Source organism: Pseudomonas sp. PSPC3-2 (assembly GCF_049897085.1).
Taxonomy (GTDB): domain Bacteria; phylum Pseudomonadota; class Gammaproteobacteria; order Pseudomonadales; family Pseudomonadaceae; genus Aquipseudomonas; species Aquipseudomonas paraveronii.
On record NZ_JAFCVO010000006.1, the window covers coordinates 261,564 to 286,186 of the forward strand.

A 24,623-nucleotide genomic window follows, 5' to 3' on the forward strand; every position below is an offset into this window, starting at 1 on the left:
GGGTAACCGGTCAATTCGCCCAGGCTTGAGGGGAAACCTCGGCCAGCGCGTTGAATGCGGGTCTGGCGAACCAGTAGCCCTGCATCAGAAATATTCCACAGTCGGACAGGAAGTCACGCTCACCGGCACTTTCAATGCCTTCAGCGATGACAGTAACGCCCAACTGCTCACAGATTGTGACAATCCCCTGGACGATGACCTGGCGGACACGATCCTGGTCGATATTGCGGATCAGCGCCATGTCGAGTTTGATCAAGTCAGGTTGGAAATCGGCCAGTAGGTTCAGCCCCGAATAGCCCGCGCCGAAATCGTCGATGGCAGTTTTGAAGCCGAATTCGCGGTATTCACGCAGAATATTCGTCAAATGGCGATGGTTATCTATGTGCTCGCTTTCCAGCGTCTCGAAAATCAGCTGATTCAGCGGAAAATTGTGCGTGCGGGCGGCCTCCAGGGTGCTGCGAATGCACAGCTCGGGTCGATACACCGCGTTGGGCATGAAATTGATGGAAAGATAGGTTTGCATCCCCAGGGCGGCGGCGCCGGCGATCGCTTTGGTGCGGCAGCGCTGGTCGAAACGGTAGCGGTTGCTATCGCTGACCTGGTTTAACACCGACAACGCGCCCTCACCCTGCGTGCCTCGCACCAAGGCTTCGTGGGCGAACACCGAATGGTCGCGAAGGTCTACGATCGGTTGGTAGGCGAATGCAAAATCAAAACCCAATTGCTCGCTTTGCTGGCAGCCCACGCAACGCTGGTTGGGCGATGTGAGTGAAGTCGGGAAGTCGGTCACAGCGTATCCTCGCGAAAACAGGCGGCTACCTGGCGTATCTTAGGTGAGCCTTGGGGTTTATGCGTCGAAGCGTTTCAACAGTTAAAGTTGCGGCATTTTTCAGTGCGAGGAATTCAAGTGGCTCAGAAGCAGGCAGAGGAAGACAAAATCCGTCTGGACAAGTGGCTATGGGCGGCGCGCTTCTATAAAACCCGTGCCTTGGCCAAGGCCGCTATCGAGAGTGGCAAGGTGCATCATCGCGGCGAACGCTGCAAGCCGGGCAAAGAGCCGCGCGTCGGCGATGAGTTGCAGATTCGTATAGGGTTTGACGAAAAAACGATCGTGGTCCAGGCGCTTTCCGCCGTGCGCCGTGGCGCGCCCGAAGCGCAGGCGCTGTACGCCGAGACCGAAGCCAGCATTGCCAAGCGCGAAAACGCAGCGGCCATGCGCAAGGCCGGTGCCACAGGCATGACCACCGATGGCAAGCCGAGCAAGAAGCAGCGCCGTGACCTGTTCAAGTTTCGCGGCAGTGGTAATGACGATTGACCGCGCGCATCTTTAGCGCAAAGCAGATCGATGCATGTGGCAGCGCGCGCCGGCCCCCAGATCAGCAACACCGAAGCATGATCCCCAGGGACACCCTGGCTCGAACGGTCTTTCAACGCGCAGGTTTTCTCCAGCCCCGGGAAATAGTCGCTCATCTGAATCAGCGCCGCTGAGCAGCATCGACATCAAACGCCGCTGGCTGGCCACGGCCCACGCATGCAGCCAGGTCGAATTGTTCGCCAGCGGGGCATTGAGCAGGTGAAACAGCCACTCGTCGAAAAACACGCACAGCATCTGGCCCGCGGGCCACAGCCAAAAACACAGCAGCCCGATTGCGAGTAAATTGCAAAGAGCCCATCGCCGGGGATTCCACTTGGCTTGGAACAAACCCGGATTGTTCATAAACTGTCCCTCTTCGCTCTCTATAAGCTCTCTGTTTTCAGGAGAGGGCCGCACCATAATGGTGCTAAAGCGTTCATTTTTATAAAATTTGTAATAATCTTGTCATCAATTCAGATACCTAGACCTATGACTGATTTACCGGATACCGACTTCACCCAACGCTTCATCTTCGACGAGAACGACGCCCGTGGCGAACTGGTCTCGCTGGAGCGCAGCTATGCCGAAGTCCTCGCCAAGCACCCCTATCCGGAGCCTGTCGCGCAACTGCTCGGTGAGTTGATGGCCGCCGCGGCGCTGCTGGTAGGCAGCATGAAATTCGACGGCTTGCTGATCCTGCAAGCCCGCTCCGAAGGTCCGGTCCCGTTGCTGATGATCGAGTGCTCCAGCGAGCGTGAGATCCGTGGTCTGGCCCGGTATGACGCTGACCTGATCGCCCCTGACGCCACCCTGGCCGACCTGATGCCCAACGGCGTGCTGGCGCTCACCGTCGACCCGACCGAAGGCCAGCGTTACCAGGGCATCGTCGACCTCGACGGCGAAAACCTGTCGGACTGCTTCACCAACTATTTCGTCATGTCCCAGCAGATTGGCACGCGTTTCTGGCTCAACGCCGACGGCAAGCGCGCCCGTGGCCTGTTGCTGCAACAGTTGCCCGCCGACCGCATCAAGGATGACGACGACCGCACTGAAAGCTGGCGCAACCTCACTGCCCTGGCCGGCACCCTGACCGCTGAAGAGCTGTTGGCCCTGGACAACGAAACCATCCTGCACCGCCTGTACCACGAAGAGGCTGTGCGCCTGTTCGATGCGCAGGGCCTGCGCTTCCATTGCAGTTGCTCCCGCGAGCGCTCGGCGAATGCGCTGGTCAGCCTCGGCCTGGAAGATGCGCAAAACCTGGTGGTGGAACACGGTGGTCATATCGAGATCGACTGCCAGTTTTGCAACCAGCGGTACCTGTTCGACGCCGCTGATATCGTCCAATTGTTCGCCGGCGCTGGTATCGACACGCCCTCTGATACCCGCCACTAAAACGTTTAAGCACAGGTAAATCACCTGACAATTGCCGGATTAGCGCTGTTCTGACGGGAGGGCCCTACTTTTTTTGGGCTTTTCTGGCATAATCCGGCCCACTTTTTTCGCGGTAGTAGTGCGCAACTTTCTACTACAAAACGTTTGGAGCACTCGGCCATAGGCCGACGGGGAACCTCATGACGCAAGCCAATAACGCCGTATACACCGATCTGAGTGTTGACGATCTGGTCAAAGAAGCCCTGCAGCGCGGTGAAGGCGTGCTTGCCGATACTGGCGCGCTGGTCGTAGAAACCGGTCACCGTACCGGCCGTTCGCCAGTTGACCGTTTCATCGTTGAAGAGCCTTCGACCCAGGACGCCATTGCCTGGGGCCCGATCAACCGCAAGTTCCCGGCCGACAAGTTCGATGCCCTGTGGGCTCGCGTCGAGGCATTCAACAACGCGCAAGAGCATTTTGTTTCCCACGTCCATGTAGGGGCTTCCGAAGACCACTACCTGGCCGTGAAGATGACCACCCAGACTGCCTGGCATAACCTGTTCGGTCTTTGCCTGTTCATCAATCCGGCCCAGTACAACCCGGCCGGCCGTGATGAGTGGCAAGTGCTCAACGTGGCCAACTTCGAGTGCGTGCCTGAGCGTGACGGCACCAACTCCGATGGTTGCGTGATCCTCAACTTCGCCCAGAAAAAAGTGCTGATCGCCGGCATGCTTTACGCCGGTGAAATGAAGAAAGCCATGTTCTCGGTGCAGAACTTCCTGCTGCCGGCCGTCGACGTACTGCCGATGCACTGCGCCGCCAACATCGGCGAAGCAGGCGACGTGACCCTGTTCTTCGGCCTGTCCGGCACTGGCAAGACCACTCTGTCCGCCGACGAAAGCCGTTACCTGATCGGTGACGACGAACATGGCTGGGGCGAGGGCGTGGTGTTCAACATCGAAGGCGGTTGCTATGCCAAGTGCATCGACCTGTCCGAGAAGAACGAGCCGGTTATCTGGAAAGCCATCAAGCACGGCGCCGTTCTGGAAAACGTCGTCATCGACGAGGCCAAGCACGCCGACTACAGCGATGTCAGCCTGACCCAGAACAGCCGAGCCGCCTACCCGCTTGAGCACATAGCCAAGCGTTCCGAGAAAAACCTCGGTGGCGAGCCAAACGCGGTGATCTTCCTGACCTGCGACCTGACCGGCGTACTTCCGCCTGTGTCGATCCTCAGCGAAGAACAAGCCGCCTACCACTTCCTGTCCGGCTACACCGCACTGGTGGGCTCGACTGAAATGGGTTCGGGCAGCGGCATCAAGTCGACCTTCTCGACTTGCTTCGGCGCGCCGTTCTTCCCGCGCCCGGCTGGCGAATACGCCGAGCTGCTGATCAAGCGCATCCGCGGCTTCGGCTCCAAGGTCTACCTGGTCAACACCGGCTGGACCGGCGGCGGCTACGGCGTCGGCCAACGCTTCAACATCCCGACCACCCGTGGCGTGATCGCAGCGATCCAGAGCGGCGCGTTGATCGGCGTTGAAACCGAACACCTCAACACCATCAACCTGGACGTGCCATTGGCTGTGCCGGGCGTTGAGACCGGCCTGTTGAACCCCCGTAACACCTGGGCTGACAAGGCTGCCTACGATGAAGCGGCGAAGGCGCTGGCGGGTTTGTTCGTTGAGAACTTCAAGAAGTTTGACGTGAGCGAAGCGATCAAGGCAGCGGGTCCGAAGTTGTAAGATTCGGTCGTTGTGAAAAGGCCGCCCCATGTGGGCGGCTTTTTTTTGCGCGAACGGTCAGTTGGCGCCTGCGGCTGTTTTGCTGGTTAGCTCAGATTTTCCAGCGTCTGCGTGTCCCAGCTATGGGTTTTGATCGCCAGATAAAGCATGCCGATGGTCAGCGGCACCTTTTCGCCACGCCCCTTGGCCCGCCGCTTGAGGAACACATCAAACACCGGTGGGTTGAAGTAACGATAAGTGTCGTAGTCGCCCAGATCGAGGGCGAATTCCTGCTCCAGTGCTTCCATGAGTTGCTTGGCCTCGCTGCCGTCGCAGCCGAGGTCGAAGTTGAGTGAGGTCTGCAGGCGAATGGTCTTGTGTTTCGGCAGGCCGATTTCTTCGTGCAGCAGTTGCAGGAGCTGCTGCATGACGGGGTCTTCGGGGAAGTTGGGGGCGAGGTTCATGGTGGGGGCACGCAGGAGTGGGTGAGGGGGATGGTTGCGTTTGAGGCGAAATTTGTTTCGGGTGATGAAGAGTGCCAAGCCTATCAATAACAGGGCTAGAGGAAGGAGTTGAATGCTAAGGATGATGGCGACGTAGGGTAGCCAGAACAAAAGGACTAACCCAGTGACGACGAAGGTAACGGCGAAACGCTTTCTTAGCATGCAGTCGGTGATTTTGTAGTAAAGCAATAAATAGCAGGCAAGAAATAACGCCGTCTGTAGGTAAAGCCATTGATTATGGTTCATGTGAATACACGTGCATTGAGATGCTTGAGCGCTGAGTGTCTATGCCACCGCTCGCCTGAGCATCGAGGCCGATGATGATGTCTGCGCTATGCAAGTTGCAGGGTTTGCGAGATATCAAATCGCTGAGCGCTTGCTTGCCGTTAGGCTTTACGGTGAAGCGAATCACGGAGAGCGTGACGCCGTAATGACCGATGTATTGAGTCCTTTCTAAATTCACGGGCTTTTGCCGAAATAGTTGAGAAGCCGCTATTTTCGGTCAGCCGCAGGTCACTTCTATAGAGGGCCACGCGGGTGTTTGAAGCGGTTTAGGAAGAGGATTACGCTGTATTTGACGGTTTCTTACAGGCGCTTCCGGCATTTTTTATTTCGCTAGCGACTTGCCGGGTAAAACCAATCAATTGTGGGCGCTGCGTTTGCCCGTCCTCCAAGGCAAAAGCTGATCTTGGCGTAGTACCCAGTGCTCGATAAAACCACATCACAATCTGTAGAAAAATTCTGCCAGCGCTCTAAATTCAGCGTATGTTTCACCGCAAAATCTTGTAGGACGATCCCGTCCACTACTTAAAGGGAGTTAAGCATGGGTTTGCTTCGTGTCGCTTCGGCGATGTCATTGTGTGCGGTAGCGTTTTCAGTTCAGGCCGAGCAGTTGCCAATCGAGGTGCTCAGTGCGGTGGTCAAGGACCAGAAAATCGCCGACGCCGAAGTCCTGCTGCAACGTAACGGCGCACAGAACGTAGTGGGCCGTACCAACGCCCAGGGCCAGGTGACCCTCACCAGCGAAGCGGCCGATGATGCCAGCAACCTGCTGATCATCAAGAAGCCCGGCTATTCCAACCTGGTAGTGAAGTGCCCGTGTGCAGGCATGACCTACGCCATCAGCCCAGTGATGGAAAACCTCGACGGCCTGCGTGTGGTGCTGACCTGGGGCAAGACCCCGGAAGACCTCGACTCCCACATGATTTTCCCCGGCAACAACATCTACTTCGAGAATCAGCAGGGTGCCGATGCTGAGCTGGATGTGGACGACGTCGACAGCTACGGCCCGGAAACCATCACCCTGCAGAAAAAACACTTCGGCGAAAGCTACGTGTATGCCGTGCATGACTTCACCAACATCGCCAACCCAGGTTCGCGTCAGCTGTCCAACAGTGAGGCCAAGGTGTTCGTGTACATGGGCCAGTCCCTCGTGCGTACTTACTACGTGCCGAAAAACCGCAGTGGCAACCTGTGGACAGTGTTCCGCATGACCGGAAGCGGTGACTTCCAGGATATCAACACCTTCAGCGGTGTGAAGGTGGACGCCAAGGACGTGCTCAATGAAGTCAAACCGTTGCTGGATGACAGCGTTGCAGTCGCGGCCGTGGCTGTCAGCTCTTCCGCGCAAACGGATGCGAAGCGTCTGAACCTGCAAGGTGAAGCGGCCTACCAGGCTGGCAAGCTGGATGAAGCCATCGACCTGTTCCGTCAGGCCATCGACCTGGACAATAGCTTCGGCAAAGCCTACGGCAACCTGGGCCTGGCCTATCAGAAGGCCGGCAACACCGCCGAGTCGATCTGGGCCAACCGCAAGGCCATCGCCCTCGCTACCGGTGCCAATGCTGCGACCGTGCGTGCCGGCGCCTACTACAACATTGCGCGGATCTACGAAGCAGCGGGGCAGTTCGCGGATGCGTTGCGTCACTACCAGTTGGCCAAGGAGCAGAAGGCCAATCCGGTGTATGACACGGCTATCGAGCGCGTGCAAAACCGCTGATTTAGCTGTAGGGCAGTTCTAAGATGTGGGAGGGGGGTTGCTCCCGATGGCGCTAATTCAGTCGATTAATTTCTGACTGATACACCGCCATCGGGAGCAATCCCCTTCCCACATTTGGTTTGTGATGTTCCTACTGACACAGTCGAACTTGTCGCATTTGGCCCAAGGCCATTGCCCCAGTCTGTGTATCATCCTGTCTCTTTTTTCCTTGCGACCTATCTCGATTCGCTGAGCATCCCAGGCTATGTTTTTGAGCCACCTTCAGCGGTCAATGGAGTGACAGCTTATGCACGACACCCTCCAGCAGGTCTTTGGTTATCCACAATTTCGTTTGGGTCAGGAAGCCGCGGTCAGTGCCGTGCTGGCCGGTCGTTCGGCGGCGGCGATTTTCCCTACCGGGTCGGGTAAGTCCCTGTGTTACCAGTTGTCGGCGGTGTTGCTACCGCACCTGACGCTGGTGGTGTCGCCGTTGCTGGCGCTGATGCAGGACCAGTTGGGTTTCCTGCAACGCCATGGCATCTCGGCCGGTAGTATCGATTCGGCGCAAAGCCGCGATGAGGCCAATGAGGTGATGGCTCGTGCGCGTTCGGGTGAGTTGAAAATCCTGATGATTTCCGTGGAGCGCTTGAAGAACGAGCGTTTTCGCAACTTCCTGCAAAGCGTGCCCATTTCGTTGCTGGTAGTGGACGAGGCGCACTGTATTTCCGAATGGGGCCACAACTTCCGTCCGGACTATTTGAAGCTGCCGGACTACCAGCGTCAGTTCAATATCCCACAAGCGCTGCTGCTGACGGCTACAGCGACGCCCAAGGTGATTGCCGACATGCAGGCCAAGTTCGCCATTGCGCCTGACAACGTGATCACCACGGGCTTCTACCGGCCGAACCTCAACCTGTTGGTAGAGCCGGTGAGCGGCGCGGACAAGCGTCGGCGGCTGGTGCAATGGATGAGCGAGCGGCCCAACCAACCGAGCATCGTCTACGTCACGTTGCAGAAAACCGCCGAACAGATCGCCGAGCACTTGAATCGCAATGGCATCCAGGCCGAGGCGTATCACGCCGGCCTGCCCCACGACAAACGCGAGGGCATCCAGCAGCGTTTCATGGGCGGGCGTTCCAATTGCATCGTCGCCACCATCGCGTTTGGCATGGGCATCGACAAGAGCGATATCCGCAATGTGGTGCATTTTGACCTGCCCAAATCCATCGAGAACTACAGCCAGGAAATCGGCCGTGCCGGGCGTGACGGGCAGCCCTCGGATTGCCTGGTGCTCGCCAACCGCGACAGCCTCAATGTGCTGGAAAACTTCGTGTACGGCGACACGCCGGAGCAGGAAGGCATTCGCCGTGTGCTGGAAGAGTTGCAGGCGGCGCGGGGGGATGGGCAGTGGGAGTTTCTGCTGCGGTCGCTGTCGGACCACAGCAACATCCGCGAGCTGCCCCTCAAAACGCTGCTGGTGCAGTTGGAACTCAAAGGTGTGATCGCGCCGCGCTATGCGTTTTACGCCGAGTACCGGTTCAAGTACCTGATCGAGCCCGACGCCTTGTTGGCGCGGTTTTCCGGGGAACGGCAGGCGTTTGTCGCAGCGATCATCCAGGTGTGTAAACGTGCCAAGACCTGGGCGACAGTGGATTTCGACGCGCTTTATCAACAGCACCACGCCGAGCGCAATCGCGTGGTGAAAGCGCTGGATTACTTCCAGGAACAGGGCCTGATCGAGCTGGAAAGCAAGCAGATGACGGAGGTTTACAGCCTGCTGAATACCGATTTCGACCCGCAGGTGTTGAGCGCCGAGTTATACACAGGCTTCAAGCAACACGAGGTCACAGAAGTGGCGCGGATTCACGCGATGCTCGATCTGTTTGCCACCGAACACTGCCTGGGCCAGCGCCTGGCCCGGTATTTTGGTGATGAAAATGCGCCGCAGCGCTGCGGGCATTGTTCTGTGTGTCACGGCCATGTCGCGCATCTGCCCGCGCCGCCGAGCCTGGCGCCGCTTGTGGATAAAAACTTCATGGCGCTGTGCGGTGATTTTATCCACAGGCATCATGAGCACAACGGCCAACTGCCCGGCGCCGAACGGCTGACGCGGTTCCTGGGGGGTATCAGCGTGCCGCTGTTCACCAAGTTGAAGGCACGCGGCATTCCTGGCTTTGCTGCGCTGGAGGACTACCCCTACGCCGAGGTCCGCGAGTGGGCCGAAATCCATTTGAGTAATCTGTAAACCCACTTTGACGAGAGGTGCCCATGCCTGACTCCATGCCCCAGCGCGCCGATTACCGCCACTTCCAGCCGATCATCACGCGCTGGCACGACAATGATGTGTATGGCCATGTGAACAACGTGACCTATTACAGTTTCTTTGACACCGCAGTGAATACCTACCTGATCGAACACGGTGGCTTGGATATTCATGACGGCGAGGTGGTGGGGTTTGTGGTCAGCTCGGCGTGTGATTACTTTGCGTCCATCGCCTTTCCCGAGCGCATCGAAATTGGCCTGCGTGTCGGCAAGTTGGGCAACAGCTCGGTGCAGTATGAGTTGGCGGTATTCAAGGCTGGCGAGGAGGACGCCTGTGCGGCGGGGCGCTTTGTGCATGTGTTTGTGGATCGGGGAACGAACCAGCCGGTGACGATTCCGGGGATGTTGCGCGAGGCGTTGCAGCGGTTGGTGGCCTAGAAACCCATGTGGGAGGGAGCAAGCCGAATCGTCGCACCGCCCCTCCCACATTGTTTCTTCAGTGTTCTCTAGATCTGATCAATCACGGTCGTGATGCTTGTTCTTGCGATGCCCATAGGCATGGCCACGACCACGGTGATCATCCCGGTCATAACGACGGTTGTCACGGCCACGGTAACCACGGTCGTCTTCATTGCTCTTGTTGCCCATGTAGTTGCCCAGTGCGCCACCCGCACCGCCGCCTGCGGCTGCGCCGATCAGGCTGCCGGTGGTGCCGCCCATGCTGCGGCCTACCACGTTGCCGCCCGCTGCGCCCAGGGCGCCGCCAATGGCTGCTTCGCCGCGGCTGCGCTTGTCGGCGCCAACCGCACTGCCGCCCGCGCCGCCCAGGGCCGCACCGATGGTCGAACCGGTGTTACCGCCGACCTGCTGGCCGACAACCGAACCGAGTACCCCGCCCAATGCGCCGCCCACACCGGCTTCGGTGGTGCCGCCGGCCATGGCTGCGCCACTGACCAGTCCAAGGGACAACAAGAGAATGGAGGAGAACTTCATAGAGAGACCTCAAGAGGATGACGGCGCGATCCTGAGGCTGTGTCGACATTGTGACAATAGAAATCCGACCAGTAACACGACTTGTACACAATTCGCCAAGTTATTGTTTTCACTAAGGAACTTAAGTGATTTTGGCGGGTCTGTAGTTACTTCGGAAGGGCCGCTTTTATGCAAAAGCGGCCTTTTTTGTGCCCGGAATTTACGCCGAGCGCGCCATGATCAGGCCATTGTCGCTCGCCGCCTCCAGGCGAATCGCCACAAACTTCGACGTCGGCGTATGGCTGCCATCCCCGGTGCTTTCCAATGGCACCAGCGGGTTCACTTCCGGGTAGTAAGCCGCTGCCTGTCCCGCCGGAATATCGAACGCCAGTAAGGTGAAGCCTTTTACGCGGCGTTCACGGCCGTCTTCCCACAGCGACACGATGTCCGCCTTCTGCCCCGGTTTGAAGCCCAGGCGGATGATGTCGGCTTCGTTGACGAACAACACGTCACGCTGACCTTTCACCCCGCGATAGCGGTCGTCCAGGCCATAAATGGTGGTGTTGTACTGATCGTGGGAGCGCATCGACTGCATGATCAGGTCCGGCACGCGTCCGGTGGCGTGAGTGCGTTCGTGGATCAGGTCCTTGGGCAGGACGTTCGGGCGGAAGTTGGCGCGGCCCGAAGGCGTGCTCCAGCGACGTGCCCCGGCGGAGTTGCCCAGGTAGAAACCGCCTGGGTTCTTGATGCGTTCGTTGAAGTCCTTGAAGCCTGGGAGGGTGTCGGCGATCAGCTCGCGAATACGCCCGTAGTCGGCCACCAGCCAGTTCCAGTCCACCGGTTTGCTGCCCAGGGTCGCGGCGGCGATGCCGGCGAGAATGGCCGGCTCGGATTTCATCAGGGGCGACAGCGGTTGCAACTGGCCGTTGGAGCCGTGGACCATGCTGAACGAGTCTTCTACCGTGACCGCCTGCGGGCCTTCGGCCTGGATGTCGATGTCGGTGCGGCCCAGGCACGGCAAGATCAGCGCGTCTTTACCGTGCATCAGGTGGCTGCGGTTTAGCTTGGTACTGATTTGCACGGTCAGGTCGCAATTGCGCAGCGCTTCGAAGGTGCGCGGGCTGTCTGGCGTCGCTTGGGCGAAGTTGCCGCCCAGGCCGATAAACACTTTGGCGCGTCCTTCCAACATGGCGTGGATCGCTTCGACCACGTTGTGGCCGTTGGTTCGCGGCACCTGGAACTGGAAACGCCGCTCCAGAGCGTCGAGGAACGCCACCGGCGGACGTTCGTTGATGCCCATGGTGCGGTCGCCCTGCACGTTACTGTGGCCGCGCACCGGGCACAGGCCGGCGCCCGGGCGCCCGATATTGCCGCGCAGCAGCATCAGGTTGGCGATTTCCTGGATGGTCGGCACCGAGTGACGATGCTGGGTGATGCCCATCGCCCAACACATGATCACGTTCTTGCCTTTGGCGTACATGCGCGCCGCTTGCTCGATTTCCACCAGGGGCAGGCCGGACTGCGCGACGATTTCATCCCAGGAGGTGTCGTCGATCTGGCCGAGGTAATCGAGCACGTTGATGGTGTGTTCGTTGAGGAAGTCGTGGTCGAACACCGCTTCCTTGCCTTCGGCCTGGGCCTGGCGTTCCCATTGCAACAGGAACTTGGCCATGCCGCGCAGGATGGCCATATCGCCACCCAGCGCCGGGCGGAAGTACGCGGTGTTGGTCGGCTTGTCGCCGTTGGTGAGCATTTCCAGCGGGTGTTGCGGGTGCTGGAAGCGTTCCAGGCCGCGCTCTTTGAGCGGGTTGATGCACACCACCTGAGCACCGCGTTTCACCGCTTCGCGCAGCGGTTCGAGCATGCGTGGGTGATTGGTGCCGGGGTTCTGGCCCCAGACGAAAATCGCGTCGGCGTGTTCGAAGTCATCAAAGGTCACGGTGCCTTTGCCGACGCCGACACTTTGCGCCAGGGCCACGCCGCTGGCTTCGTGGCACATGTTCGAGCAATCCGGGAAGTTGTTGGTGCCGTAGGCGCGCACGAACAACTGGTAGAGGTACGCCGCTTCGTTGCTGGCGCGACCCGAAGTGTAGAACTCGGCCATGTCCGGGCTGGGCAGGGCGTTGAGGTGCTTGCCGATCAGCTCGAACGCCGCCGCCCAACTGATGGGCTGATAGCGGTCGGTCTGTGCGTCATAGCGCATCGGCTCGGTCAGGCGGCCCTGGTATTCCAGCCAATAGTCGCTCTGCTCGATCAGGGCGGTGACGCTGTGTTTGGCGAAAAATGCGGCATCGACGCGGCGTTTGGTGGCTTCCCAGTTGACCGCCTTGGCGCCGTTTTCGCAGAACTTGACCATGCCGCTTTCCGGCGAATCGCCCCAGGCGCAGCCCGGGCAGTCGAAGCCGCCGTTCTGGTTGGTCTTGAGCATCATGCGCAGGTTTTTCAGCGCGTTGTCGCTGGTCAGCCATGCCTGCGCCACGCTGATCAGCGCGCCCCAGCCGCCTGCGGCACCTTTGTAAGGCTTGTAGCGCGGGGTCGGGGTTTGGTCGGCTTGATGATGATTGCTCACGGCTGTTTCTCCATCGCAGGGCTGTAGACCCGCGGCGCACTTTTCTGCGGCAGGTGGATGAGATTGAGGTTGTGCCGGCGTGCCCATTGCAGGGCCAGGCCGGTGGGCGACGACAGGCTGACCAGGGTCTGGATGCCCGCGCGCAGGACTTTCTGGATCAACTCAAGGCTGCAACGGCTGGTGACAATTGCCAGGCCGCCTTCGCTGGGAATCCGTTGGCGGATCAATGCGCCGATCAATTTATCGAGGGCGTTGTGTCGGCCAATGTCTTCGCGGCCCAGCAACAACTCGCCCTGGTTGTTCATGAACACTGCCGCATGCACCGCGCCGCTGTGCTGGCCCAGAGGCTGGAACGCGCTGATGCGCTGGCGCAGGCCGTCGAGCCATTCGGCCGGTGGCAGGGGCGCGCCGGGCAGTACCTCAAGGTCCGGCAGGGCTTGCTCCAGCGCTTCCACGCCGCATAACCCGCAACCGCTGGTACCGGCCAGTTGGCGGCGCTGCTGCTTAAGGTTCCAGAACGCACGGCTGGAAATCTGCACCTGAGCGTACTGGGCAGAGCCCGTACCGCTGAGTTTGAGGTCATAAATGTCGCTAACGTCGGCGATAATGCCGCTGCCGATGCTGAAACCTACAATGAAGTCTTCCAGGTCTGTCGGCGTCACCAGCATCACGGCCTGGCTGATGTCGTTATAGGCGATCGCCAACGCCACTTCTTCCGCCAGCGCGGTGCTGGCGACTTCAGTGTGTTCGAGAGTGCAAAACTGGTAGCTCTGGCTGGCGGCGGGCGCGGGCGTTTGAAGAGCGGGCGCCGCGCAGACTGGGCGCTTGGCGTTCATGGGGCAGTACCGACGGCGGATGGGTCAGTGGTTAGACTAGGCGCGACAAAGCGTCGCGTCTAATTGCCAGTACTGATCTACCGATAGATGACGTCGATCAAGACTCTGTCTGCGATTTCTGAAACAGCGCGAAACATGCTTCCGCCAACGCCGAACGCGGGGCGCTGCGTCGCATGATCAACCCCAGGCGGGCCAGGGTGTGGGCGTCTTCAATCGGTTGCAGGCGCAAATGCTCGGTCAGGGCGTCCAGGCCGCCGTCCAAGGGCATCACCGCACAGCACAGCCCGCCGTGGACAGCTTGTAACAACTGATGGACCGCATCGGTCTGCAACAGCGGCTGCGGCTGCAGGCCTCGGCTATGGAAGTTGTGATCGATGGACTGGCGGAAGTGCATGCCACTGGTGAGCATGCCCAGGGGCAGTTCGATCAGTGCCTCCCAGCTCAGCGGCTTTTCGCCGAAGCTGAAATAGCGTTGGTCGTACAGCAGGCCCATGCGGGTTTCGCCGAGGGCCAGGGAGTCGAAGCGCTCGTTGTCCAGGCGGTCGAGGTACGACACGCCGAGGTCCAGGCGATTGCTCGCCAACTGTTCGAGGATTTGTTCGGAGCTGAGGGCCGACAGCTCAAAGCGCAGGCTCGGGTGTTCTTTGTGCAGTTGTTGCATCAGCGCCAGCGGATCGAAACTCGACAGCGGCACCACGCCCAAACGCAACGTCCCCACCAGGTTACCGCGACAGGCGGCGGCTTCGGCCAGCAGGCCGTCATACGCCGCCAGCACCGTGCGCGCCCAGGCCAGCACGCGTTCACCCGGTGCGGTGAAGCCTTCGAAGCGCTGGCCGCGGTTGACCAGTGGAAGCTCAAGTTCTTCTTCGAGGCTGCGCAGGCGCATCGACAGGGTAGGCTGGGTGATATGGCAACGCGCTGCCGCCTGGCCGAAGTGACGGGTTTCGTCGAGGGCGATGAGGAATTTCAGCTGCTTGATGTCCATCTTCGCTCCAGGGCTTATTCCAATGGCGGGGGGATTCTAGCGCGTTTGGATCTTTGGCCGGGTTGGAACCCGATTCTGTAGGACTGGTCTAGTCTTTTGCATCTGGAACTTAACCCCCAAGGAGAGAGCACCATGAGTATTCTCAGCTTTGTAAAGGAAGCCGGCGAGAAGTTGATCGATCTGTTGACGCCGGGTAATGCAAACGCCAGTGATCAGTTGAAGGCGCATGTGGCCAAGGTCGGTCTGGGTAATCCGAACGTACAGACCGCTGTCGACGGCGACAAAGTGACCGTGACCGGTGAAGTGGCCAGCCAGGAGGAGAAAGAGAAGATCCTGTTGGCGCTGGGCAACATTGCCGGTGTCGCGAGCGTGGATGACCAGATCAAGGTCACCAACACCGACCCGATTGTGGCAGCGCGTTTCGTCGTGGTGAAAAAGGGCGACACCCTCAGCGCGATTTCCCTGGCGGTGTACGGCAAGGCCAACCTGTACAACAAGATATTTGAGGCCAACAAGCCGATGTTGTCGAGTCCAGACAAGATCTACCCAGGGCAGACACTGCGTATTCCTGAGTAGTACACGCGGTAAAACTGTGGGAGGGGGCTTGCTCCCGAACGCGGCGTTTCAGTCGATGCATAAGTTGACTGACCTACCGCTATCGGGAGCAAGCCCCCTCCCACAGTTGTTCAGAGTCCCGCAATGAGATCTCGGTAGTCATCTACCGCTGCAAATTCAGCTGTGTCCTTGGGCCCTTTCTGGCTGTCCGGTGCTTTCACCGCCAGCAGATGCCCCACGCCAAAGTCTCGGGCGCTGCGCAGGATCGGCAAGGTGTCGTCGATAAACAGGCTGCGCGCCTGGTCGAAGTCGATGTCGGCTTGCAGGGCGTCCCAAAACTGTGGGTTTTCCTTGGCGAAACCGTAGTCGTGGGAACTGATCAACCGCTCGAAATACGGCGCCAGTTCAATGCGCTCCATCTTCAATGAGAGCGAATCACGATGCGCGTTGGTGATCAGGATCACGCGCTTGCCGGCCTGTCTGAGCGCGGCCAGAAAGGTGTCCGCATCCGGGCGCAGCGCGATTAAGTGGGCGGTTTCCAGCTTGAGTTCGCGCACTGGGATCTTCAGCTCCGCACTCCAGAAATCCAGGCAATACCATTGCAACTGGCCGGCATTACGCTCGAACAGCGGCTGCAGCTCCATCTCGGCCATGGCCCGGCTCACCCCGTGCAACTCGGCGTAGCGTTGGGGCAGGTGCTCCATCCAGAAGTGGTTGTCGTAATGCAGGTCGAGCAGGGTGCCGTCCATGTCCAGCAGGACGGTGTCGATGGCGTGCCAGGGCAAAGAGGGCATGGGGCGTTCTCATGTAAGTAAAGATATCCGACACAGACAATCGGAAAAGCCACGGTATAGTAACCCGATCACGCCAAGGAGCCGCTCATGCGCCAGAAACCCACCGTCCTCGCCCGCGAAATAGTCGCCAGTAGCCGTTTGTTCCGCGTGGAGGAAGTGCAACTGCGCTTTTCCAATGGCGTTGAACGGACCTACGAACGTCTGGTGGGGCGCGGTGCCGGCTACGGCGCGGTGATGATCGTGGCGATGATCGACGCCGACCACGCGTTGCTGGTGGAAGAGTACTGTGGCGGGACCGACGCCTATGAGATTTCCTTGCCCAAGGGCCTGATCGAACCGGGCGAGGATGTGTTGGCGGCGGCAGACCGCGAACTCAAGGAAGAAGCCGGCTATGGCGCACGCCAGTTGGAGCATCTCACCGAGCTTTCGCTGTCGCCTGGCTACATGAGCCAGAAAATTCAGGTGGTACTGGCCACCGATCTGTATGAAGAACGCCTGGAAGGCGATGAACCCGAGCCGATGCGTGTAGACAGGGTCAACCTGCGCGAGCTGTCGCAACTGGCGCAAAACGAGCAGTTCAGCGAAGGCCGTGCCCTGGCCGCGTTGTACCTGGTACGAGACCTGTTGACCCAGCGTGGAGCGTTCAGCGCATGAGCGAATTGTTTCTAGGCCATCCTTTTATAGCCCCGGTGATCGAGCTGGCCCGCCAGGCCGGTGAAGTCATCATGCCGTACTGGCGTGCCAACGTGGCGGTGACGTCCAAGTCCGATGATTCACCTGTGACGGCGGCGGACCTTGCCGCTCATCATCTGATTCTCGCCGGCCTGACCGCACTTGACCCGAGCATCCCGGTGCTTTCCGAAGAAGACGCCGATATCGACCAGGACGTGCGCGCCGGCTGGCAGCGCTGGTGGTTGGTGGACCCGTTGGATGGCACCAAGGAGTTTATTTCTGGCAGCGAGGAATTCACCGTCAACGTCGCCTTGATCGAACAGGGCCGCGTCGTGTTTGGCGTGGTGTCGATGCCCACCAGCGGCCGCTGCTACTTTGGCGGCGCGGGCCTGGGGGCGTGGCGTTCGGATGTGAATGAAGCGCCGATGCCGATCCAAGTGCGCCAGGCCCCGGCCGCCGGCGAGGCGTTTACCGTGGTTGCCAGTCGTCGGCACAGCAGCCCTGAGCAGGAGCGTTTGCTCAAGGGTTTGAGCGACGGGTTGGGCGAGCTGAAGCTGGCGAATATCGGCAGCTCGTTGAAGTTTTGCCTGTTGGCCGAAGGCAGCGCCGATTGCTACCCGCGCCTGGCGCCGACATCCCAGTGGGATACCGCCGCAGCCCAGGGCGTGCTCGAAGGCGCGGGCGGTGAAGTGCTGGAGTTGAGCGGTGAGCCGTTCAGCTATCCGGCGCGGGCCTCGCTGTTGAACCCGTTCTTCCTGGCGTTGCCGGCGAAGGCCGCGTGGCGTGAACGCTTGTTGACCCTGGCCCGCTCTTAAGGCCTCAGCAGATCAAAATGTGGGAGGGAGCTTGCTCCCGATGACTGTGGTTCAGTCACAGATGTACCGACTGATACCCCGCCGTCGGGAGCAAGTCGAATCGTCGCACCGCCCCTCCTACTTGTTTTTGTGGCCTGGCGGCTAGCGGTGGAGGACGTACTGGCCGCTGAACGCCACTGCGTGCTCGTCACTGCCGTCATTCACAATCCACGTCTCCAGCGTCAACCGCGCGCGACCGTGTCGCTTGTACGTCGTCACAAAGCGCTTCCACACCTTCTCCTCCGGGGCCTGGCAGACCACGGTCGCGTCTCGTGTGACCGGCAGCGGGTAACTGATCTGCCCTTCCTGGATCACGATATGCCCGTCTTCAACACCTTCTTCGCGCAGTTGCAAATGCAGCCAGCCCCAACCCGCTAATACGGCGCCGCAATAGAGGCTGCCACCGAACATGGTGCTCTTGTGGTTGATATTGGCTTGCAAGGGCAAGTGCAATTGCAATTGGCCGTGTTGCCAGTCGAGCACCTTGAGGCCCATTTCCCGGGTGAGGGGAATGTCGTGGTGGAGGATGGATTCCAGGTAACGGCTGTCGCGGCTCATGGCGGCCTCTTGGTGGGTAGGGTGGGTCATTCGTCGTCGCTGCTGTGGCTGGCGCTGTCGGCAAAGTTGAGGCCGTGCTTGCGCAGCTTGTCGTGCAGGGTTTTGCGCGGTACGCCGAGGGCTTCGGCGAGGCTGCGCAGGGAGCTGTGGGGGCGGGTCAGTTCGGCGGCGATCAGGCTTTTTTCGAACTGTTCGACTTGTTCGCTCAGGCCGCCGGGGGTGGAGGTCAGCACGCCGGCGGACGGATTGTCCTGGGTGTTGTCCAGCGCCAACTCCAGGCCCAGGGCAAAGCGCTCGGCGGCGTTCTGCAATTCGCGCACATTGCCCGGCCAACTGTGGCGCAGCAGCAACGCACGCTGGCCCGGCTGCAGTTCGTGCAGCGGCAGGCCATGGCGGCTGCTGGCTTCGTCGGCAAAGTGCTGGAACAGCATCAACGCATCTTCACCGCGCTCGCGCAAAGGCGGAATGCGCAACGGTGCGACGTTGAGGCGGTAATACAAGTCGGCGCGGAAGCGGCCCTGGTCGGCGGACTGGCGCAGGTCCTCCTTGGTGGCGGCAATGATGCGGATATCCAGCGGGATCAGTTGATTGCCGCCCAGGCGTTCGACCACGCGCTCCTGCAGCAGGCGCAGCAGCTTGACCTGTACATCCAGGCTCATGCTTTCGATTTCATCGAGGAACAGCGTGCCGCCGTTGGCGAATTCGAACTTGCCGATGCGGCGTTTTTGCGCGCCAGTAAAGGCGCCTGGCTCGTGGCCGAACAGCTCGCTTTCGACCACCGATTCGGCGAGCGCTCCGGCGTTGATCGCCACGAAAGGCCCACTGCGCCGGCTCGACAAGTCGTGCAGTGCGCGGGCGACCACCTCTTTGCCGGCGCCGGTTTCGCCGAGGATCAGCACATCGGCCTTGGTTGCCGCCAGCGCGCCGATCTGCTCGCGCAGGCGCAGCATTTGCGGGGAGTGCCCGACCAGGCGCGTGCTCAATTGCTGGCGATCGCTGAGGGCCAGGCGCAGGCTGCGGTTATCCAGCACCAGCCGGCGCAGGGCCAGGGCGCGGCGCACGCTGTCGAGCAGGGCGTCGCTGGCGAACGGCTTTTCAAGGAAGTCATAGGCCCCGGCACGCATGGCCTGCACCGCCAGCGGTACATCGCCGTGGCCGGTGATCAGCAGCACCGGCAGGTCCGGGTCCTGGCCGTGCAGCTCGGCCAGCAGCTCCAGGCCATCCATGCCGGGCATGCGGATATCGCTGACCACCACGCCCGGCCAATCCCGCGACAGGCGTGCGGTGAGGCCGGTGGCTTCGCCCAGGGGCAGGACTTTCAGCCCGGCCAGGTCCAGGGTCTGGCACAGGGCCTGACGCAAGTGTGGATCGTCGTCGATCAACACTACCTGGATCTGGTTATCGATACTCATACACTGCGGTCCTCGGACGGTTGCAGACTGACGCCCGGCGAGCCGGCACGCAATTTCAAGGTTAACAGCGCGCCGCCTTGCTTGTGGTTGGCAAACAGCAGTTCGCCACCAAAGGCACGCATCAAGGTGTCACAGATCGCCAGGCCCAGCCCGAGGCCTTGGGTGCGGGTCTTGGTGGTGTAGAACGGCTCGCTGGCGCGGCCCAGGGCTTCCATGCAAAACCCCGGGCCGTTGTCGCGAATGTACAGATTGACGCCCTGTTCGGTGGTTTCGGCACTCAGCCAGAGTTTGCGCGGCGGGCCTTTTTCGGTGAGGGCGTCGAGGGCATTGGCCAGCAAGTTGCCCAGCACCTGGCGCAGGCGGGTTTCACCGGCCTCGACCCATAGGGTGGCCTCGGGCAAGTCACGGATCAACTCGACTTCCATCGCGCGCCGCCGCTTGGCCAGCAACGCCAGCGCGTCGTCCAGCGCCGGTTGCAGGGCGACGCTTTCCGGCGCATGCCGATCGCGCCGGGCGAAAGCGCGCAAGTGGGCGATGATCGAGGCCATGCGCCCGGTCAGTTCGCTGATCAGCTTGAGATTGCCGCGGGCATCGTTGGTGCGCTCATGGTCGAGCAGGATTTCGGCGTTTTCCGCATAACTGCGAATCGCCGCCAGGGGTTGATTGAGCTCGTGGCTGATACTCGCCGACATGGTGCCCAGCGCCGATAATTTGCCGGCCTGCACCAGGTCATCCTGGGCGCGCACCAGTTCCTGCTGGGCGTGTTCGCGCTCCAGTACTTCCTGTTTCAGGCGCCGGTTGAGGCCTTCCAGGTCGCTGGTGCGCTCGGCCACGCGCATTTCCAGCTCGCGCCGGGCCTTGGCTTCGAAGGCGATGCGGTCCAGGTAGTGCCGACGGCGCTGCATCATCAGGCCCAGCAGCAACATCAGCACCAGCAGCGTGGCGCCGCCCACCGCAACCACGGTGCGCACCGGGCGGTTGATCAACGATTGTGGCGCGAGGATCTCCACGTTCCAGCCGGTTTCGGCGATGACCGTGGATTGGCGCAGCCACGCCGTAGGGCTCAAGACCAGCGGTTGCGGATCGCGGGTGGGGTAGGGCTGGATGGCGATAATCGCCTGGTGCTCTTCGGCCGTCAGTGGCCGGGTGGCGCGAAATCGCCATTGTGGGCGCGAGGTCAGGATCACGACGCCGTTGTGGTCGGTGACCAGCAGTTGCTCCGGGGTGTTGCCCCACAGGCTTTCGGTGTGGTCCAGGTCGACCTTGACCACCAGCACCCCGATGATTTTCGCGCCATCGCGCACCGCGGCGGCGAAGAAGTAGCCGCGTTTGGCCGAGGTGGTGCCCAGGCCGAAGAACCGCCCCAGGCGCCCGGCCATGGCTTCGCTGAAATAGGGGCGGAACGAGAAATTGCGCCCCACGAAGCTGTCTTGCTTGTCCCAGTTGGACGCGGCGAGGGTCTTGCCGGTGGTGTCCATCAGGTACATCACTTCGACCCCGGCCTGGGCGGCGACGTCCTTGAGCAGCAGGTTGGCGTTGACCAGATTAGTACTGACCTGCGGTGCCGCCAGCGCGGTGCGCAGGGCTGGCAAGTCGCCGAGGATCTGCGGCAGTACTTCATAGCGATGCAGGGTGCCCAGCAGGTTGGCGACGTACAGGTCGAGGGTCTGACGGTTCTGCCCGGCCAGCTCGCTGCGATAGTAGCGCTCGGCCAGGTGCTCCAGCGGCCACAGCAGCGGCGCCAGGCACAGCGCCAACAGGGCGAGGCTGCGCCAGCGGGGTCTTCGCGGGAGGGATGGGGTCATGGGAGTCATGCGCCTGAGGGTACCGGCGCATTATGCCTAGTGCTGCCGTGCAAGACACTCGCGCAATGCGTCTTGCCACGACGGTTGGCTGACCTGCCACTGCTGTTGCAGGCGGCTGCAATCGAGGCGCGAGTTCAGTGGGCGCTTGGCCGGCGTCGGGTAGGCGCTGGACGGGATCGCTTCCAATTCGGCGCAGGGTTGGCCAGCGGCGCGCAGGTGCTCGCCAATCGTCTGGGCGAAGCCGAACCACGATGTTTCGCCTTGGGCGGTCAGGTGATAGACGCCCCAGTCGCCCGCCTGCCCGGCCTGCCAGCGCTCGATCAACGCGCGGGTACTGTTGGCGATGGTGCCGGCCCAGGTCGGCGCGCCGATCTGGTCGGCGACGATGCGCATCTGCGGTTTTTCTTGCAGCAGGCGCTGCATGGTCAGCAGGAAGTTCTTGCCGTGAAGGGAGTAGACCCAACTGGTGCGCAGGATCAGGTATTCGCCCCCCACGGCCGCGATCGCCTGCTCACCGGCGAGCTTGCTCTGGCCGTAGACGCCCAACGGGTTGGGGATGTCGGTTTCGGTGTAAGGCGCAGGTTTGCTGCCGTCAAACACGTAGTCGGTGGAGTAGTGGATCAGCGGCACGCCCAAGGCCTTGGCTTCTTCGGCGAGGACGCCGGGCGCGGTGGCGTTGACCGCGAAGGCCGCGTCCGGCTCGCTTTCGGCCTGATCGACCGCAGTGTGGGCTGCGGCGTTGATGATCAGGTCGGGGCGATGGGCGCGCACTTGCTCGCGGATCTGGTCAACGTGGGCCAAGTCCAGCCTGTCGCGGCCCAGCACGATGAGTTCGCCCTGGCCCTGGAGCCGTTGTTGCAGCGCTTGGGAGAGTTGGCCGTGTTGGCCGGTGATCAGGATTTTAAGGTGGCCGCTCAAGGGAACAGCTCCGCGTCCTTCAGGTCTTTGCCGTTCTGATCCTTGGCCGACAATGTCGGTGCGCCGTCCAACTGCCAATCGATGTTGAGTTCGGCGTCGTTCCAGCGAATGCAACGCTCTGCAGCAGGCGTGTAGTAATCAGTCGTCTTGTAGAGAAACTCGGCGTAGTCGCTGAGTACCACAAAGCCGTGGGCGAACCCCGGTGGAATCCACAGTTGGCGGCTATTGTCGGCAGATAGGCGCACGCTTGCCCATTTGCCGAAATTAGGTGAGCTGCGGCGGATATCCACCGCCACATCCAATACTTCACCCGCCGTCACGCGTACCAGTTTGCCCTGGGCGTGTTCGATCTGATAGTGCAAGCCCCGCAGCACGCCTTTTTGCGAGCGCGAGTGGTTGTCCTGCACAAATTGCGTTTGAAACCCTGTGGTCTGGGCAAAGTCCCTGGTGTTGAAGCTCTCGTAGAAAAAGCCGCGCTCATCGCCAAAAACCTTCGGCTCGATGATCAATACACCGGGCAACTCAGTGGCGGTCACATTCATTCGGTATCCCCGGCGAGCGTGTACAAATATTGTCCATAGCCGGTTTTGCCGAAGTACTTGGCGCGTTCCAGCAGATGCTCACGATCGATCCAGCCATTCTCGTAAGCGATCTCTTCAAGGCACGCCACTTTCAGTCCTTGACGGTGCTCAATGGTCTGCACATAGGTCGAGGCTTCGAGCAGGCTGTCATGGGTGCCGGTGTCGAGCCAGGCAAAGCCACGGCCGAAGCGCTCTACATGCAGGTCACCGCGTTGGAGATAGGCATTGTTTATATCGGTAATCTCCAGCTCTCCGCGTGGCGAAGGCTTGACCGCTTTGGCGATCCTGATCACATCGTTATCGTAAAAATACAGGCCAGTCACGGCATAGCTGGATTTCGGCTTCGCCGGCTTCTCTTCGATAGACAGGGCACGGCCCTCCTTGTCGAAGTCGATTACGCCGAAACGTTCTGGGTCTTTGACCCAATAGCCGAACACGGTGGCACCTGACGGGCGTTTGGCGGCGGTGCGCAGTTGATCACCGAAGTGTTGGCCGTGAAAAATGTTGTCGCCCAGAATCAGGCACACGGGGTCGTCGCCGATGAACTCTTCGCCAATGATGAAGGCTTGAGCCAAACCGTCTGGAGACGGCTGCTCGGCATAGGTGAAACGCACGCCAAACTGGCTGCCATCCCCCAGCAGGTTGCGATACTGCGGCAAGTCCACCGGTGTGGAGATCACCAGGATGTCCTTGATTCCGGCGAGCATCAGCACCGAGATCGGATAGTAGATCATCGGCTTGTCATACACCGGCAACAGTTGCTTGGACACGCCCAGGGTAATGGGGTGTAAACGGGTGCCGGAGCCGCCGGCCAATACGATTCCCTTCATCATGCAATTAGATCCTTCATGTCTGTGTTGCCCAATCGTTGGCCCTGATAACTGCCGTCCTGGACCCTGCGGCACCATTCCAGGTTATCGAGGTACCACTGCACGGTTTTGCGTAGCCCGGTTTCAAAGGTTTCTTCCGGCACCCAGCCCAACTCGCGTTCGATCTTGCTGGCATCGATGGCGTAGCGCTGGTCGTGGCCGGGGCGGTCCTTGACGAAGGTGATCAGGTCGGCGAAGCGCGCGACACCGGTCGGGTGTTGCGGCGCCAGCTCTTCCAGCAGGGCGCAGATGCTGCGCACCACGTCGATATTCTTCTGCTCGTTGTGGCCGCCGATGTTGTAGGTCTCACCGACCACGCCTTCGGTTACCACCTTGAGCAGCGCGCGGGCGTGGTCTTCGACGAACAGCCAGTCACGGACTTGCAAGCCATCGCCATACACGGGCAACGGCTTGCCGGCGAGGGCGTTGAGGATCACCAGGGGGATCAGCTTCTCGGGGAAATGAAACGGCCCGTAGTTGTTCGAGCAGTTGGTCAGCAATACCGGCAGGCCATACGTGCGCTGCCAGGCGCGAACCAGGTGGTCGGACGCGGCCTTGCTGGCCGAGTAGGGCGAGCTGGGGGCGTAGGGCGTGGTTTCCGTGAACAGATCGTCCACGCCGTGCAGGTCGCCGTACACCTCGTCGGTGGAAATATGGTGGAAGCGGAACGCGCTCCTGGCAGGCTCTGCGAGCGTCTGCCAATAGGCGCGGGCGGCTTCCAGCAGGCTGTAGGTGCCGACGATGTTGGTCTGGATGAAATCCGACGGGCCGTCGATGGAACGGTCGACATGGGACTCGGCCGCCAGGTGCATGATCGCCTGGGGCTCGAAGCGCGCGAGTACGGCGCTGACGGTGGCCTGGTCGACGATATCGGCCTGGACGAACTCGTAGCGGCTGTTGGACGCGATGCTGGTCAGCGACTCCAGGTTGCCGGCGTAGGTCAGTTTGTCCAGGTTGAGCACTTCGTGCTTGGTGTGTTGAATCAGGTGGCGGATCAGGGCGGAGCCGATAAAACCAGCGCCACCAGTAACAAGAATGCGCATGTCGGAGGGCC

Annotated in this window: 23 protein-coding genes and 1 pseudogene; 9 read left to right on the forward strand and 15 right to left on the reverse strand. The window is 60.7% G+C overall.

The features are described from left to right. Window positions 1-10: 10 nt before the first annotated feature. Window positions 11-790, reverse strand: coding sequence for an EAL domain-containing protein (locus tag ACP7CJ_RS12795; RefSeq protein WP_426101823.1), 780 nt, complete (start codon window positions 788-790; stop codon window positions 11-13). A gap of 117 nt (window positions 791-907) precedes the next feature. On the opposite strand from ACP7CJ_RS12795, the gene ACP7CJ_RS12800 reads away from it, so the two are divergent. Then, a complete protein-coding gene (locus ACP7CJ_RS12800) occupies window positions 908-1,315 on the forward strand; it encodes an RNA-binding S4 domain-containing protein (protein ID WP_426101825.1) in 408 nt (135 codons plus the stop codon). 53 nt (window positions 1,316-1,368) lie between these two features. Here ACP7CJ_RS12800 and ACP7CJ_RS12805 read toward each other — a convergent pair. Continuing rightward, window positions 1,369-1,717: pseudogene (locus tag ACP7CJ_RS12805) on the reverse strand (phosphatase PAP2 family protein); the annotation flags it as partial. Between the two features lie 126 nt (window positions 1,718-1,843). Between ACP7CJ_RS12805 and hslO the strand changes: the two are divergent. Further along, complete coding sequence (hslO, locus tag ACP7CJ_RS12810; RefSeq protein WP_276195823.1) at window positions 1,844-2,746, forward strand: Hsp33 family molecular chaperone HslO; 903 nt, start codon at window positions 1,844-1,846, stop codon at window positions 2,744-2,746. Window positions 2,747-2,925: 179 nt separating this feature from the next. Continuing rightward, window positions 2,926-4,467 carry a phosphoenolpyruvate carboxykinase gene (locus tag ACP7CJ_RS12815; protein WP_276195824.1) on the forward strand — a complete coding sequence of 514 codons (1,542 nt, stop codon included), beginning with the start codon at window positions 2,926-2,928 and terminating at the stop codon, window positions 4,465-4,467. An 86-nt stretch (window positions 4,468-4,553) separates the two neighbouring features. Here the strand turns inward: ACP7CJ_RS12815 and ACP7CJ_RS12820 are convergent, their stop codons facing one another. After that, window positions 4,554-4,910 carry a DUF1493 family protein gene (locus ACP7CJ_RS12820; protein ID WP_017848567.1) on the reverse strand — a complete coding sequence of 119 codons (357 nt, stop codon included), beginning with the start codon at window positions 4,908-4,910 and terminating at the stop codon, window positions 4,554-4,556. A gap of 862 nt (window positions 4,911-5,772) precedes the next feature. Here ACP7CJ_RS12820 and ACP7CJ_RS12825 point away from each other — a divergent pair. The 3 genes from ACP7CJ_RS12825 (at window position 5,773) to ACP7CJ_RS12835 (ending at window position 9,627) form a co-directional block, all read left to right on the forward strand. Beyond that, the gene (locus ACP7CJ_RS12825; protein ID WP_426101827.1) at window positions 5,773-6,948 is read left to right on the forward strand and encodes a tetratricopeptide repeat protein; all 1,176 of its coding nucleotides are present in this window, start codon (window positions 5,773-5,775) and stop codon (window positions 6,946-6,948) included. Window positions 6,949-7,234: 286 nt separating this feature from the next. Then, window positions 7,235-9,172, forward strand: coding sequence for a RecQ family ATP-dependent DNA helicase (locus ACP7CJ_RS12830; RefSeq protein ID WP_426101829.1), 1,938 nt, complete (start codon window positions 7,235-7,237; stop codon window positions 9,170-9,172). Between the two features lie 23 nt (window positions 9,173-9,195). Continuing rightward, on the forward strand, window positions 9,196-9,627 hold the full coding sequence (locus ACP7CJ_RS12835; protein ID WP_253392607.1) for an acyl-CoA thioesterase: 432 nt from the start codon (window positions 9,196-9,198) through the stop codon (window positions 9,625-9,627). A gap of 78 nt (window positions 9,628-9,705) precedes the next feature. On the opposite strand, the gene ACP7CJ_RS12840 is transcribed toward ACP7CJ_RS12835, so the two are convergent. The 4 genes from ACP7CJ_RS12840 to ACP7CJ_RS12855 all read right to left on the reverse strand — a co-directional run bounded on the left by ACP7CJ_RS12840 (window position 9,706) and on the right by ACP7CJ_RS12855 (window position 14,551). Continuing rightward, window positions 9,706-10,182 (reverse strand): glycine zipper domain-containing protein, encoded by a 477-nt coding sequence (locus ACP7CJ_RS12840; protein WP_276195829.1) that lies wholly within the window; start codon window positions 10,180-10,182, stop codon window positions 9,706-9,708. A 199-nt stretch (window positions 10,183-10,381) separates the two neighbouring features. Further along, entirely contained in the window at window positions 10,382-12,730 is a 2,349-nt protein-coding gene (locus ACP7CJ_RS12845) for an FdhF/YdeP family oxidoreductase (RefSeq protein ID WP_426101831.1), read from the reverse strand. Then, a complete protein-coding gene (fdhD, locus tag ACP7CJ_RS12850) occupies window positions 12,727-13,566 on the reverse strand; it encodes a formate dehydrogenase accessory sulfurtransferase FdhD (protein ID WP_247404386.1) in 840 nt (279 codons plus the stop codon). The genes ACP7CJ_RS12845 and fdhD overlap by 4 nt, the downstream gene beginning before the upstream one ends. A gap of 97 nt (window positions 13,567-13,663) precedes the next feature. Next, window positions 13,664-14,551: a LysR family transcriptional regulator gene (locus ACP7CJ_RS12855; RefSeq protein WP_276195831.1), complete on the reverse strand. Its 888-nt coding sequence runs from the start codon at window positions 14,549-14,551 to the stop codon at window positions 13,664-13,666. Between the two features lie 132 nt (window positions 14,552-14,683). On the opposite strand from ACP7CJ_RS12855, the gene lysM reads away from it, so the two are divergent. Next, entirely contained in the window at window positions 14,684-15,127 is a 444-nt protein-coding gene (gene lysM / locus ACP7CJ_RS12860; protein ID WP_276195832.1) for a peptidoglycan-binding protein LysM, read from the forward strand. A 110-nt stretch (window positions 15,128-15,237) separates the two neighbouring features. On the opposite strand, the gene yrfG is transcribed toward lysM, so the two are convergent. After that, a complete protein-coding gene (yrfG, locus tag ACP7CJ_RS12865) occupies window positions 15,238-15,900 on the reverse strand; it encodes a GMP/IMP nucleotidase (RefSeq protein ID WP_426101833.1) in 663 nt (220 codons plus the stop codon). Window positions 15,901-15,987: 87 nt separating this feature from the next. Here yrfG and nudE point away from each other — a divergent pair, with 87 nt between their 5' ends. Together nudE and cysQ are read left to right on the forward strand one after the other, a co-directional pair. Next, on the forward strand, window positions 15,988-16,554 hold the full coding sequence (nudE, locus tag ACP7CJ_RS12870; RefSeq protein ID WP_247404398.1) for an ADP compounds hydrolase NudE: 567 nt from the start codon (window positions 15,988-15,990) through the stop codon (window positions 16,552-16,554). Continuing rightward, complete coding sequence (gene cysQ / locus ACP7CJ_RS12875; RefSeq protein WP_426101835.1) at window positions 16,551-17,387, forward strand: 3'(2'),5'-bisphosphate nucleotidase CysQ; 837 nt, start codon at window positions 16,551-16,553, stop codon at window positions 17,385-17,387. Before nudE ends, cysQ begins: the two co-directional genes overlap by 4 nt. A gap of 141 nt (window positions 17,388-17,528) precedes the next feature. On the opposite strand, the gene ACP7CJ_RS12880 is transcribed toward cysQ, so the two are convergent. Genes ACP7CJ_RS12880 through rfbB form a run of 7 tightly spaced genes read right to left on the reverse strand, consistent with a single transcriptional unit; the run spans window position 17,529 to window position 24,612 of the window. Then, window positions 17,529-17,984 carry a YiiD C-terminal domain-containing protein gene (locus ACP7CJ_RS12880; protein ID WP_276195835.1) on the reverse strand — a complete coding sequence of 152 codons (456 nt, stop codon included), beginning with the start codon at window positions 17,982-17,984 and terminating at the stop codon, window positions 17,529-17,531. Window positions 17,985-18,010: 26 nt separating this feature from the next. Beyond that, window positions 18,011-19,396, reverse strand: coding sequence for a sigma-54-dependent transcriptional regulator (locus ACP7CJ_RS12885; RefSeq protein ID WP_276195836.1), 1,386 nt, complete (start codon window positions 19,394-19,396; stop codon window positions 18,011-18,013). Next, window positions 19,393-21,201 carry a sensor histidine kinase gene (locus ACP7CJ_RS12890; RefSeq protein WP_276195837.1) on the reverse strand — a complete coding sequence of 603 codons (1,809 nt, stop codon included), beginning with the start codon at window positions 21,199-21,201 and terminating at the stop codon, window positions 19,393-19,395. Before ACP7CJ_RS12890 ends, ACP7CJ_RS12885 begins: the two co-directional genes overlap by 4 nt. 36 nt (window positions 21,202-21,237) lie before the next feature. Further along, window positions 21,238-22,119 carry a dTDP-4-dehydrorhamnose reductase gene (gene rfbD, locus ACP7CJ_RS12895; RefSeq protein ID WP_276195838.1) on the reverse strand — a complete coding sequence of 294 codons (882 nt, stop codon included), beginning with the start codon at window positions 22,117-22,119 and terminating at the stop codon, window positions 21,238-21,240. Next, on the reverse strand, window positions 22,116-22,661 hold the full coding sequence (gene rfbC, locus ACP7CJ_RS12900; protein WP_426101837.1) for a dTDP-4-dehydrorhamnose 3,5-epimerase: 546 nt from the start codon (window positions 22,659-22,661) through the stop codon (window positions 22,116-22,118). Before rfbC ends, rfbD begins: the two co-directional genes overlap by 4 nt. After that, complete coding sequence (gene rfbA, locus ACP7CJ_RS12905) at window positions 22,658-23,533, reverse strand: glucose-1-phosphate thymidylyltransferase RfbA (RefSeq protein WP_426101839.1); 876 nt, start codon at window positions 23,531-23,533, stop codon at window positions 22,658-22,660. Before rfbA ends, rfbC begins: the two co-directional genes overlap by 4 nt. Then, the gene (gene rfbB, locus ACP7CJ_RS12910; protein ID WP_426101841.1) at window positions 23,530-24,612 is read right to left on the reverse strand and encodes a dTDP-glucose 4,6-dehydratase; all 1,083 of its coding nucleotides are present in this window, start codon (window positions 24,610-24,612) and stop codon (window positions 23,530-23,532) included. Before rfbB ends, rfbA begins: the two co-directional genes overlap by 4 nt. Window positions 24,613-24,623: the final 11 nt, after the last annotated feature.